The organism is Kamptonema formosum PCC 10802 (assembly GCF_000332335.1).
Taxonomy (GTDB): domain Bacteria; phylum Cyanobacteriota; class Cyanobacteriia; order Cyanobacteriales; family Oscillatoriaceae; genus Oscillatoria.
In genome coordinates this window covers 169,769-181,841 of the sequence record NZ_KB235948.1, presented here as the reverse complement: position 1 = coordinate 181,841, position 12,073 = coordinate 169,769, and the positions used below count along the sequence as shown (strand labels likewise).

The following is a 12,073-nucleotide window of genomic DNA, read 5'->3' as shown; positions in this document are numbered from 1 at the left end:
CAACAGAAGCGCTCGCGAAAAAGCTTGCAAATGGGGGCCGGCTGGGGGACGGCAACGCCCTAGAGAAAAGTATTCAACCGGACTGCTGCTCGGGCTTAAAGGATCTTTTCCAAACCGTAAACCAGAGATTTCAGGGGCCGGACTTGGCGAATGGCCAGCAAGACGCCGGGCATGTAGCAAGACCGGTCGGTGGTGTCGTGGCGCAGGGTGTAGACTTGACCTAATGCGCCGAAGATCACCTCTTGGTGGGCAATCAAACCGGGGAGGCGGATGCTGTGAATGCGAATGCCCTCGTCGGCACAAGCGCCTCGGGCACCGGCAAGTTTTTCGGTTTCCTCAACCTGTGGGGGATTGTAGGTTTTGCCCATTTCGGCAAGCATCTGGGCGGTTTGAATGGCAGTGCCGCTGGGAGCGTCGGCTTTTTGGTTGTGGTGCAGCTCAATAATCTCCACACAGTCAAAATATTTGGACGCCGCAACAGCAGCCTGCTGCAGGAGGACCATTCCGATGGAAAAATTGGGAACAATAAGGCAGCCGGTGCTGGCTCTGTCGGCGAACTCAGCCAAATCTTGGATCTGTTTCGGGCTCATGCCGGTGGTGCCGACGACGGGGCGGATGCCATAGGCAATGGCAGAGCGGACATTATCGTAAACCGATTTGGGGTGGGTGAAATCCACCATCACCCCCAGCTCTTTTTGCTGGCCGGCAAATGCCAGCACCGACTCCAGCTCACTGGCAATCGGAATTTCCAGCACCCCGCAACCGGCCAGCTCGCCCGCATCTTGGCCTTGGTACTGGGGGTCGCGGTCGATAGCTCCAATCAGGGTCATGTCCGGGGCTTGCGCCACCGCCTTGACCACCTCGCGGCCCATTTTGCCGGCGGCACCGTTAACAACAACAGGGATAGGGTTAGGGCTGGTCATGAATCTGGTAAAAATGTAGTACCCAACAAGCAAATTTTAGACTGGCTTTGAGAAATCACAGCAGAGCGCGGGTGCCGGTCGCGGGGAAAAGCCGGCGCAAATATACTGTTATGCTGCCTGCCGATCCAGCTTCTGTGTCAGATCTTGTGAGCATTCGTTCTGCCCTGTCAACTGCCACCGGCCTGCGCGTGTTTGGCCGCCACCTCACCCTCGCCACCCTCACCGTCACCGCCTTGCTGCTTCTGGTGCGGCAGCTGGGCTTCCTGCAGCCTCTGGAACTCGCCGCTTATGACTCGATGGTGCTAGTGCGCCCGCCAGATGGCCCCGACCCCCGCCTGCTCGTGGTGGAAATCACGGAAGAAGACATGCGGGCCCAAAAAAAATGGCCCCTCACAGATAAGGTTCTCGCCGATCTCCTGGCAAAATTAGCCGGGCTCAACCCCCGCGCTCTCGGTCTGGACCTGTATCGCGACCTCCCCCAAGAGCCCGGGAGTGCGGAACTGGCTCAAAGGCTGAAAAACTCCAATATCATTGCCATTACCCATATCGGCGAGGGAGCCAAAGGCAGCGTGCCCCCCCCCGCCGCTGTGCCGGCACAGCGAGTCGGGTTTAACGACGTGCTGCTTGACCCAGATGAGGTGATTCGCCGCAATTTGATGTTTGCTTCCTTTGAAACAGAAGACGGTCAGACAAACGTCCTGCACTCATTTTCTATGCGGCTCGCCGAAACCTATCTCAACAGCCGGGGGATATTGCCGAAGAACAGCGACAGCAATCCGGAGCTGATTTTGTGGGGGAAAGCCCGGTTTTGGCCCTTAGAGGCCAATTCTGGCGGGTATGCCGGCGCTGACGCCCGGGGATACCAGATCCTGCTGAATTACCGCTGTGGCTGCAATGTGGCGCGAACTGTCACCCTCAGGCAGGTTTTGAGCGGCGATCTCAACCCGGACTGGGTGAGAGACAAGATTGTACTGGTGGGCACCACCGCCCCCAGTCTCAAAGACCTCTACCTGACTCCCTACAGCGCCGGCGTTCGCGAAATGCCCAAAATGCCCGGGGTTTTGATTCACGCGGAGATGGTGAGCCAAATTCTCGATGCCGTCACCGGCGCGCGCCCCCTGTTTTGGTTCTGGCCCGAATGGCTGGAAGCCCTCTGGATTGGGGGCTGGGCCCTCACCGGCGGCGCGCTGGCCCTGCTGCTGCGCCACCCCCTGCAGCTGGGGATCGGCGCGGGTGCCGGTGTGGCGGTGCTGTTGGGCACCAGCATGAGTTTGTTTTTTCTTGGCGGGTGGGTGCCGGTGGTGCCGCCGGTTTTGGCATTTCTGGCGGGGGGTGCCGGTGTGCGCTGGGCAAAATTCCGCTATCACACTTTTCACGACTCCCTGACCGGCTTGCCCAACCGCGCCAAGTTCGCCCAGCTCCTCGCCGCGCAACAGGTTCGCGCCAGCAGGGGCAAGGATGGTTCCTGTGCGGTGCTGTTTCTGGATTTGGACAGTTTCGGCGCGGTGAGCGGCTCTCTGGGAGACAGAGGCGGCGACGAGCTGCTGGTGGCGATAGCAAAGCGCCTGCACGACGCCCTGCAGGGTGCCGGTACAGTGGCGCGGGTTGAGGGGGATGCCTTCGCTATCTTCCTCAAGGATATTAATGATGCTAGCGCGGCGACCGGCACTGTCGAGCGCCTGCACGCGGAGCTGGAGCGACCGTTCCACCACAGCGGACTGGAAGTGTTTATCACCGCCAGCACCGGCATTGCTCTGGGGAAGAGCGCTGACGCCCCAGACCTGCTGCGCAACGCCCAGACGGCCATGTATCGATCTCGGGCTGGGGGGCGCGGGCGCTATCAGCTGTTTGAGGCGGGGATGCAGGACGATCGGGCGAAGCGCTTGCAGCTGGAGACTGAGCTGCGGCGGGCAATTGAGCGCGAAGAGTTTGTGGTTTTCTACCAGCCTTTCGTCTGTCTGTCAAGTGGGAAAATTGCCGGTTTTGAGGCTTTGGTGCGCTGGAAGCACCCCCAGCGGGGTATGGTTTTCCCGGGGGAGTTTATCCCGGTGGCGGAAGAAACGGCATTGATTGTGCCGCTAGGAGCCTTCGTGATGCGCGAAGCCTGCCGGCAGCTGCGCCAGTGGCAGGAGCAATTTTCTGGGACAGCTCGCTCTGAGGGAATCGAGGGAGCGCAGGAGATATCCAGCTCTGAACCGTCTTCTACCGGCGCGATAAATCGCGTTTCTAACTCGGCAGCAGGGGACAGTGTGGGGGGTGATTCTCCTGCGGCTTTAATCATCAGCGTCAATCTTTCTGGGAAACAGTTTTCCCACGCGGGTTTGATTGCAGAAGTTGAACACACCCTGCAACAGACGGGTTTGGATGCCCGCTGTTTGAAGTTGGAAATTACGGAAAGTGTGGTGATGGATAATATTGACTCGGCGCTGGCTATGCTGTCGCAACTTAAAGCGCTGAATGTTCAGCTGGGGATTGATGATTTCGGCACCGGCTATTCTTCTTTGAGCTATTTGCACCGCTTTCCCACCAATACGTTGAAGGTTGACCGCTCCTTTGTCAGCCGGCTGGGCAAGGGGAGCGAATATGTGGAGATTGTGCGGGCAATTGTGACGCTGGCTCACAATTTGGGGATGGATGTGATTGCAGAAGGCGTGGAAACTTCCCAGCAGGTGGCTGTGCTGCGAGAGCTCGGCTGCGAGTGCGCTCAGGGCTATTTCTTCGCCAAGCCGGTGCCGGCTGAGGCTGCAGAGGCTTTGCTGGCGTCCAAACCTTTTGAAGTTTGAAGGAGTCGGGTGCCCGATCAGCTATGGCGCATTTAATTTATCCCTTCCACCCCTACGATCTCGTTCCCAGGCTCTGCCTGGGAACGCGCTTATGGAGGCTCCGCCCCCTTTCAAGGGAAAGCAAATTAAAAGCAAAACAGCTTAGCATCTATCACGCACCCTACTTGTGATATGTATCACACCACCTCGGTGAGTATATTCATTTATCATTCAGATTGAAATCACTGTTTACAGCCTGAAATATGTATAAATTAAAAGAGCAGGGCAGTGGGTAAGGGATAAGTCTCATGCCTGGACTCTTCAGGGAAGCCACTATTTCACGTTAATCTTATTTGAGCGCTATCCCGTCTTTTGTCCCCACACCACTAATAGGAAGCTATTGCAAACCGCGCTATGATTAAGCTTTCCCGATTTTTGCAGCTAATTGCTCAACTGCTCGCCTACGCCTACTCAGCACTGATTGCCGGCTATCTGATTCTCAGACTGATATTTTGGGACAGGCTGTGGCCGGTTGCTTTTGCCGGTGATTTTGTCCCTTGGATTTTCTTGCCAATTTTCCTCCTGCCCATTCTAGCATTCTTGTTCATAAAGAAACGCTGGTTCGCAATTGTTTCATCGGTGGCTTGCATTTGGCTGCTGGGTTGGCTGCACGTCACCTACTTTTCTCCCCAGCCGGCTAATATCAGTAACTCCCCGCTCAGCGTTAAGGTTTTTTCTGCAAACTTCGGCTGGCATACCAAATCACCAGAAGCTTTGATTAATCTAATTCAGTCGGAAAACCCAGACCTCATTTGTTTGCAAGAAATTGGGGGAAATGACACCCAAGCTGTCTTCTCTAAGTTGGCAGAATTATACCCATACCACGGGGGTCGCGAGTACCACGTCATACTGAGCAAATATCCCATTCGCTCTTTCCAAGGTTTACATCTGGGCGCTTGGGAGGAACCACAGGAACGAGCTCTTATCGAAATCAACCAGCAAGATGTCGTTCTTTATCACATTTCAACGACACCCCCGTGGATTCGCAAGCAGCAAATTTTGCCTTCCCTCACCATCCCAGTTTACGATTTTCCCGAACGCCCGACACAAATTAAAGATTTAGTGCGGCGACTCCAAAAAGAAACGCTTCCGGTTATTGCCGCCGGCGACTTTAATTTTACAGAACAGTCTCAAGACTACCATCATTTGAAAACCGTTGTGCGAGATGCTTTCCGAACAGCAGGATGGGGTTTTGGCTTTACTTGGCCTTCCGGATGGAATCTGAATTTATTTAATCAAAAGTTAAACGGTGAATTAAACTTTCCCCTGGTGAGGCTTGACTATGTTTGGTACTCTCCGCACTGGGGGGCTAAATCAGCCAAGGTTTTACCGGCAATCGGTTCAGAGCATCTGCCGGTGGGGGCAGAACTGCAGATGCTCCCGCAAGTGGGATCGTTATTAAAGCGCGAGGAATTTTAGAGAAATGAAGATGAGCTCAATCCTGGACAGACTAATAGCTCGAATTAAGCTTTACCGGCTTTTGCAGCTAACTGCGCAACTGCTCGCCTGCACCTACTCAGGACTGATTGCCAGCTATCTGATTCTGAGACTGCTATTTTGGGACAGGCTGTGGCCGGTTGCCTTTGCCGGCACGTTTGTTCCTTGGATTTTATTTCCGATTTTACTCCTGCCCATTCTAGCATTATTTATCATCAGGAAACGCTGGTTTGCCATAGTTTCATCTGTGGCTTGCCTCTGGCTCCTGGGTTGGCTGCACCTCACCTATTTTTCCCCCCAGCCGGCTGCTGCAAGTGGTGCCCCCAGCATCAAGGTTTTGTCTCTAAACTGCGGCTGGTATAAAACCAGCTCGGAAACTTTGGCGAACCTGATTCAGCAGGAGCAACCCGATCTCATTTTTTTGCAAGAAATTGTTCTCAAACACACCCAAAGAGCTTTTGTCTGGCTCAAAGCATCCTACCCGTACCAATTTGGCCAGCCGCCAGCCGCCATTCTCAGCAAATCCCCTATCCTGTATTCCGAAATTATACACCTGGCCGGTCATCAAGAAGTTCAGCAACGAGCTGTCATCCAAATTAACCGGCAAGGCGTTGCTGTTTACAATATTTCAACCATCTCGCCTTGGATTCGCCCCCATAAAATTTTACCTTTTCTTACAGTTCCCGCTTACGAGTACGCAGATCGTTCGGCAGAGATTAAAGATTTAGTGGCGAGAGTCCAGAAAGAAACGCTGCCGGTGATTGCCGCCGGCGACTTTAATATGACAGATCAGTCTCAAGATTACCATGAGTTGAGTGCTGTCATGCGAGATGCTTTCCGCACAGCAGGATTGGGCTTTGGCTTTACTTGGCCTGACGGCTGGGATCTGAATTTCATCCTGAAAAAGTTTAGCTGGAAATTAAGCGTTCCCCTGGTTAGGATTGACTATATTTGGCATTCTCCGCACTGGGGATCGCTCTCGGCGAAGGTTCTGCCGGCAGCGGGTTCAGAGCATCTGCCGGTGGGAGCGGAACTCTTATTAAGTAATTTTCCCCCAAGTCTCCCCAAGGAATTTATCCCGCAGAAGTTCAAGAATGCCCGCAGATGAATGCTGGTGCTGTCTGCGTTTATAGCGTTTCTCTTATGGTACTGAGAAACCCGGTTTCTTTAAGAAACCGGGTTTCAGCAGTTCATCCAACTGAGAACCTCTATATCTGCGCGCATCTGCGGTAAAAATAACGGCTTATTCCCCTACCCCCCATTCAGGGGGATCGTCACAGTAAAGGTGGTGCCGGCTCCTATTTCCGACTCTACAGCGATTTCACCCCGGTGTAACTCCACGGCTTTTTTGACGATGGCTAAACCGAGCCCGTTCCCACAAATGCTGTTCACATTGCTGCAGCGGTAGAACGGTTCAAACAGCCGGTGCATTTCTTCCGGGGGGATGCCGATCCCGGCATCTTGAATCCGAAACACAGCACGGCTAGGCTGATAATTTAGGGTAAAATTAATGGTGCTGCCGGTGGGGGAATATTTGATGGCGTTGCACAGCAAATTCATTAGGATTTGCCGCAGCAGCTGTTTGTCCATCACCGCAGCGCCATGGGTGCCGGTGCGGGTAAAAATGATCCGGTGCTGTTTGCTGCTCCCCAGCAGCAACTCTTCCACCAAATTGCGGCAGAAATTTTCTAGCTCCAGCAGTGCCGGTTTTAACTCCAGTTTACCTGCTTCCGCACGCCCTATCACGAGAACATCCTCGATAACCTGGCTCATATTTTCGGCAGCGCCTTGAATGAAATGAAGATATCGCCGTTTTTTCTGATCGTCCCACCGGTCCAGGTTAAATGCCAGCGTTTCGGCAGAAAGTAAAATCGTCGTCAGGGGGTTGCGCAACTCGTGGGAGGCGATGGAGAGATGGCGCGTTTTTTTTTCGCTGATTTCTTCGGCTTCTTTTCTGAGTTTTTCTGCCGTTTCCAACCCGCTCCTGAGTCTGGCTTCTGCCTGATGCCGGCGCAGGGCAATTTCGATGGTTGTTTGTAATTGTTTGTCCTGAAAAGGTTTGAGGAGATAGCCGAAAGGTTCTGAACCCCCAGCTCGGTTCAAGGTCTGCTCATCGGCGCAAGCCGTTAGATAAACAACGGGAATATCAAAACAAGTGCGGATTTGCCCCGCCGCTTCCACTCCGTCCATTCTTCCTTTTAGGTTAATATCCATCAAAACTAAATCCGGCAGGGCTTCTGCGGCTTTTTCAAGCGCTGCCTCACCGGAGGAAACCACACCGGCCACATGATAGCCCAACTTTGGCAATCTAAATTGCAAGTATTTTGCTACCAGAAATTCGTCTTCTACTACGAGGATTTTACGGGCAGCCATTTTTTTACCTCTTTCTGGATTTGAGCTGATATAATTTCCGGTTGAACAGCGTTCCCTTGCTGCGGTAAAGCTCAAGAGTGCCTTCCTGCAGCTCGGTTCAGGTGCCAACACACTGCACCCCTAATGATTCGGTCTTGTGGGAGTCCAAATCCGACTGCATGCCGGTGCCACGCTCTCGTCACATAAATTCTATCATAAAATTTTTGTAAGCTGACTGTCTTGGCAATTTGCCAATTTTGCCTTGCCTAGGAAAGGCTGGCTGAAGTAAATTGTAACTCCATTTATTAGGATAAATCAAGAGGGAGGGGGATCGCAAGCTACAAAAACCCAAAAGCCCCGAAACAAATTCTTTCCCCAATCAGGAACATATTCAGCCCTATCTATTGGGGCGCAAGTCTTGCGCGCGAGAGAAGATTTCCTGAGTGAGCGCCATTCCTTGTCTCCGATTCTGGCTGTCCTCCGATGCCGGTCTTGGATAGAGGGGGACTGAAGAAACCGCCGGCTCGACATGACCGCTGTTTTTGACGCTGTGGGGAATTGACTTCAGCTGGAGCTGTTTTTCTGGCCTTGACTGAGCTAGTTTATTGTGGCACCAGTGCTATTCCAAGTTCAGCATAGAAAAAATTCTATGCTGGCGCATGCAAAACATTCCTCTCGCAGCTCGGACTTTGATGTTCAGGCACGCGCTCCCGCAACCGCACCGTCTCCACGGGCGGCGCGCCGGAGGTGGAGGCTATCTCAGCCTTGCGCAGCCATATATATAGTAGCCGGCACTTCTCCCACAAAATCCCAGCACTAAACTTTTCCAGATCGCAGCGCTTCATCGCCTGCGGCGAGTCAGGTATCGCCAGCAAGGCCACCGATTCTCCTGGCCATACTGCTTGCGCCACCTGCACTTTCACAAGCACTTTGTGGCGATTAAACCAAACAATCGCCAACTTTGCTGTATTGCCGGCTACAATCGGTACAATTCCCTGTCGGGCTAGTCTTAGGTCTGGCCACCGAAACCGCACCCGTCCCTTGCCGGCTGGCCATCCAGATGCCATCGCCCCTGCCGGTGACGGGGACAGCGAAAATCGGGACAGTGCTGTCCGCTCCCCCGGACCCCCGGCAGTCAAACCCCGTGGCCATTGCGGCGTCAGTTGGATTCTATCCGGCTGTATGCTTGTTATACGGCAGAATAAATTCTGCCGCTATACAGGCGAAGTCCGCCTGCGCGGACTAATATTTATGCTATAAATTAACCGGATGGGATTTTCTCCAGTTTCTTAATTCTGGCCTTCAGGCCGCTTCGCTGTTCAGACCGCTGGCGCGAGTGCCGGCATTTCTCAGATCGCCGGTCTGCGAGAACTGCGCGACAGACCGGCACGGGCTATAAAATATCTCCCTGTGGATTTTACCACTTTTTTTTGCAGATAAGCGCATCCGGGAATCTTCCCGAGGGAGGGACAAAAGTGAGCGCCTAGTGTGGCACAATAAAAAGCGGTAATCAAGGATGCTTAAGCCCTAGGAATTCTCGTGACTCTCACCGCCACAGCCCCCCCTGCCCTGAATTTAACCGCCCGTCGCGCCGTTTTTCCCTTCACTGCCATTGTTGGGCAGGAAGAGATGAAACTGGCGCTGCTGCTGAATGTGATTGACCCCAAAATAGGCGGGGTGATGATCATGGGGGATCGCGGCACCGGCAAATCTACCACTATCCGGGCGCTAGCAGACCTGCTGCCCGAAATCGAGGTCGTGGCGGATGACCCCTTCAACAGCCACCCGAGCGACCCAGACTTAATGAGCGATGACGTGCGCGAAAGGCTGGCGGGACTCGAAGAGGTGCCGGCTGTCCAGAAAAAAGTCCCAATGGTAGACCTGCCCTTGGGTGCCACCGAAGACCGCGTTTGCGGCACCATTGACATAGAAAAAGCCCTTTCTGAAGGCGTCAAAGCGTTTGAACCGGGACTCCTCGCCAAAGCCAACCGGGGCATTCTCTACATTGATGAAGTGAACCTGCTCGACGACCACCTGGTAGACGTGCTTCTCGACTCCGCCGCATCGGGCTGGAATACAGTAGAGCGGGAGGGGATTTCTGTCAGACACCCGGCTCGATTTGTGCTAGTCGGATCGGGAAACCCCGAAGAAGGCGAGCTGCGACCGCAGTTGCTCGACCGCTTCGGCTTGTGCTGCGAAATCCGCACGGTGAAAGAGCCGGCGCTTCGCGTGCAAATTGTCGAAGAGCGCTCCGGTTTTGACCAAAATCCCCTGGAGTATCTCAACAAGCACCAGCACCAGCAAGACGAACTGCAACAGAAGCTTGTCAGCGCCCAAAATTTGCTGAAATCCGTTCAAATTGACTACGACCTGCGCGTGCAAATTTCCCAAGTCTGTTCCGAACTCGATGTCGATGGGTTGCGGGGCGATTTGGTGACAAACCGCGCCGCCAAAGCCCTAACGGCTCTGGAAGGTCGCACGGAAGTGACAGTAGATGATATCCGCCGCGTCATCCTCATGTGTCTGCGGCACCGGCTGCGCAAAGACCCCCTCGAATCCATCGATTCCGGTTACAAAGTTGAGAAAGTCTTCTGCCGGGTGTTTGGACTCGCCGAACCCGAAGATACCAAGCCCGCAGCTGCCGGCAAGCGCTAGCCCACCCCCCTCTCAAATCCGGCGCAGGACAGGCGTCTCGCCTGTCCCAAAAGGCTGGCACCGAAAAACAATGGAGAAACGAATTCTAGGATTAGACCCGGGGTTAGCCACTCTAGGATTTGGGGTGATTTCCTGCCAGACTGATAGCGCAGGGGCTCACTCCGTTTCCGCCATAGATTTTGGCGTCATTCAAACACCGGCAAAGCAGGAAATTGGGCAGCGACTTTGCACCATCTACGAAGATTTACACACCTTAATTGACCAGATACAGCCTGACCTGGTTGCAGCCGAGAAACTGTTTTTCCACCAAATGGGGAATACCATTTTGGTGGCGCAGGCGCGCGGCGTGATGGTGCTGGTGCTGGCGCAACACAAATTGCCCCTCGTGGAATTCAGCCCCCCGCAAATCAAGCAAGCGCTCACCGGCTACGGCAATGCAGATAAGTACGAGGTGCAGCAAGCCGTGGCGCGGGAGTTGAATTTGGAGCACATTCCCAAACCCGATGACGCTGCAGATGGGCTGGCAGTGGCGCTGACGGCGTGGTTCCAGCGCTAGCCTTTTAATTTGCATGTGGTTGCAAGGAGGCAGAGCCTCCAAATAGGCGTTCCCAGCTTGAGCTGGGAACGAGGAACGCACCCTAGCAGTTTTTCTTCCCTTATGCCGGAATCATGGCGCTCACCGTCTGGCTCCAAGGTCCTCTATCTCCCCGGGTGCTCACCCAGCGCAGCATATAATGCGCTATCTTGCCGGAATGTTCCCCCGCATACTTCGCCACATAAGGAGTCGCCGTATCTAGCCCCAAAAAGGTCAGTTCACTGGGATCTGCCGGCGGTGCTCCCCCGATTTTTACCCACAGTTCGCAACCCATCACCCCCGCCGGCTTAGCTCTGCGCGTTGGCGTATCCTCACCCACAAAATGAATAGTGTGCTGCAGCCGATCGCTAGCATCCACCCGCGCCAAAGGGCGAGCCACCGGCACCCCAACCGCCCTCTTGCTCGCCTCCCGCACCGTAATCCCCAACGCCATCCGCTGCGCATCCGTCACCTCAGGGCTAGCCTGCAACTGCTTCACCAGCCGTCGCAGGGCTTCCTGATACGCTTTGCGGGTGTCCTCTTTATTCTGGCAGGCACTTTCCGCAGCCGCTTGTGCGGCAATATGATTATTATAAGCGGAAAGCCATTTATTTTGCGCCTCCGGGATGGGAGCTATCTGCTCCTCAGTCAATCCCAAATCTTCCAGATTGCCGCTCAGGTAACTGGCAAAATTAGTTTGCCAGCTGTTAAATTCTGAATCAGGTCTGGGAATATAACTCGTCATGTTTAACTTTCCCTTCACGGATGTTTGACAGATCGATTTCACTGAACTTCTGCACCGGTGATTTTGAGCGCAGTCTCAGTGAAACCAAATCAATATACTGGTGAATTGGAAGCGTCTCCGGCTCAGTTGTAGAGCTTAGTGGCATGGCGCATGGCGCATGGCGCATGGCGCATGGCGCATGGCGCATGGCGCATGGGGCATGGCGCATGGCGCATGGGGAAGACTGACAGCTTTTGCCCAATGCCCCATCGCCCACTGCCCAATCCCCAATCCCCAATGCCCGTCTTTGCAAAAACGGGATGCTCCCTTCCCTCCGTGCCCTCTCGATCTAATGTCTTAATCTAAGTGCATACTGCTATAATGTGGTGTGGGGTGGGTTACTCAGTCGTACCGGTTGCCGGCTCAATCGTACCGGTTGCCGGCTCAGTCGTATAGATTGCCGGCTCAGTCGTATAGGTTGCCGGCTCAATCGTACCGGTTGCCGGCTCAGTCGTATAGGTTGCCGGCTCAATCGTACCGGTTGCCGGCTCAATCGTACCGGTTGCCGGCTCAATCGTACCGGTTG

11 protein-coding genes are annotated in these 12,073 nt (G+C 54.2%); 5 read left to right on the top strand and 6 right to left on the bottom strand.

Annotation, left to right across the window (positions count from 1 at the left end):
- Positions 1 to 95: 95 nt before the first annotated feature.
- Positions 96 to 923: a 4-hydroxy-tetrahydrodipicolinate reductase gene (dapB, locus tag OSC10802_RS0100835; RefSeq protein WP_017714883.1), complete on the bottom strand. Its 828-nt coding sequence runs from the start codon at positions 921 to 923 to the stop codon at positions 96 to 98.
- 47 nt (positions 924 to 970) lie between these two features.
- Here dapB and OSC10802_RS0100830 point away from each other — a divergent pair, with 47 nt between their 5' ends.
- The 3 genes from OSC10802_RS0100830 (at position 971) to OSC10802_RS0100820 (ending at position 6,290) form a co-directional block, all read left to right on the top strand.
- A complete protein-coding gene (locus OSC10802_RS0100830; protein ID WP_155967267.1) occupies positions 971 to 3,706 on the top strand; it encodes an EAL domain-containing protein in 2,736 nt (911 codons plus the stop codon).
- A gap of 393 nt (positions 3,707 to 4,099) precedes the next feature.
- A complete protein-coding gene (locus OSC10802_RS0100825; RefSeq protein WP_017714881.1) occupies positions 4,100 to 5,164 on the top strand; it encodes an endonuclease/exonuclease/phosphatase family protein in 1,065 nt (354 codons plus the stop codon).
- Positions 5,165 to 5,174: 10 nt separating this feature from the next.
- A complete protein-coding gene (locus tag OSC10802_RS0100820) occupies positions 5,175 to 6,290 on the top strand; it encodes an endonuclease/exonuclease/phosphatase family protein (protein WP_017714880.1) in 1,116 nt (371 codons plus the stop codon).
- A 143-nt stretch (positions 6,291 to 6,433) separates the two neighbouring features.
- On the opposite strand, the gene OSC10802_RS0100815 is transcribed toward OSC10802_RS0100820, so the two are convergent.
- The 3 genes from OSC10802_RS0100815 to OSC10802_RS48520 all read right to left on the bottom strand — a co-directional run bounded on the left by OSC10802_RS0100815 (position 6,434) and on the right by OSC10802_RS48520 (position 8,980).
- Positions 6,434 to 7,555 (bottom strand): hybrid sensor histidine kinase/response regulator, encoded by a 1,122-nt coding sequence (locus tag OSC10802_RS0100815; protein WP_017714879.1) that lies wholly within the window; start codon positions 7,553 to 7,555, stop codon positions 6,434 to 6,436.
- Between the two features lie 626 nt (positions 7,556 to 8,181).
- A complete protein-coding gene (locus tag OSC10802_RS0100810) occupies positions 8,182 to 8,673 on the bottom strand; it encodes a hypothetical protein (RefSeq protein ID WP_155967265.1) in 492 nt (163 codons plus the stop codon).
- A gap of 163 nt (positions 8,674 to 8,836) precedes the next feature.
- Positions 8,837 to 8,980 (bottom strand): hypothetical protein, encoded by a 144-nt coding sequence (locus tag OSC10802_RS48520; RefSeq protein ID WP_017714877.1) that lies wholly within the window; start codon positions 8,978 to 8,980, stop codon positions 8,837 to 8,839.
- A 93-nt stretch (positions 8,981 to 9,073) separates the two neighbouring features.
- Between OSC10802_RS48520 and bchI the strand changes: the two genes are divergently transcribed.
- Both bchI and ruvC read left to right on the top strand, forming a co-directional pair.
- Positions 9,074 to 10,189, top strand: coding sequence for a magnesium chelatase ATPase subunit I (gene bchI / locus OSC10802_RS0100800; protein ID WP_017714876.1), 1,116 nt, complete (start codon positions 9,074 to 9,076; stop codon positions 10,187 to 10,189).
- Between the two features lie 70 nt (positions 10,190 to 10,259).
- On the top strand, positions 10,260 to 10,745 hold the full coding sequence (ruvC, locus tag OSC10802_RS0100795) for a crossover junction endodeoxyribonuclease RuvC (RefSeq protein ID WP_017714875.1): 486 nt from the start codon (positions 10,260 to 10,262) through the stop codon (positions 10,743 to 10,745).
- A 100-nt stretch (positions 10,746 to 10,845) separates the two neighbouring features.
- Here the strand turns inward: ruvC and OSC10802_RS0100790 are convergent, their stop codons facing one another.
- On the bottom strand, positions 10,846 to 11,508 hold the full coding sequence (locus OSC10802_RS0100790; protein ID WP_017714874.1) for a hypothetical protein: 663 nt from the start codon (positions 11,506 to 11,508) through the stop codon (positions 10,846 to 10,848).
- 377 nt (positions 11,509 to 11,885) lie between these two features.
- On the bottom strand, positions 11,886 to 12,073 hold a 188-nt coding region (locus tag OSC10802_RS52470; RefSeq protein ID WP_198525033.1), incomplete at its 5' end, for a hypothetical protein.

What these genes read in the sequence shown, in the direction of transcription:
- OSC10802_RS0100790 (WP_017714874.1), bottom strand. Translation starts at nt 11,508, where the DNA reads ATGACGAGTTATATTCCCAGACCTGATTCAGAATTTAACAGCTGGCAA.
- OSC10802_RS0100825 (WP_017714881.1), top strand. Translation starts at nt 4,100, where the DNA reads ATGATTAAGCTTTCCCGATTTTTGCAGCTAATTGCTCAACTGCTCGCC.
- OSC10802_RS0100815 (WP_017714879.1), bottom strand. Translation starts at nt 7,555, where the DNA reads ATGGCTGCCCGTAAAATCCTCGTAGTAGAAGACGAATTTCTGGTAGCA.
- dapB (WP_017714883.1), bottom strand. Translation starts at nt 923, where the DNA reads ATGACCAGCCCTAACCCTATCCCTGTTGTTGTTAACGGTGCCGCCGGC.
- OSC10802_RS48520 (WP_017714877.1), bottom strand. Translation starts at nt 8,980, where the DNA reads ATGCGCTTATCTGCAAAAAAAAGTGGTAAAATCCACAGGGAGATATTT.
- ruvC (WP_017714875.1), top strand. Translation starts at nt 10,260, where the DNA reads ATGGAGAAACGAATTCTAGGATTAGACCCGGGGTTAGCCACTCTAGGA.
- OSC10802_RS0100820 (WP_017714880.1), top strand. Translation starts at nt 5,175, where the DNA reads ATGAGCTCAATCCTGGACAGACTAATAGCTCGAATTAAGCTTTACCGG.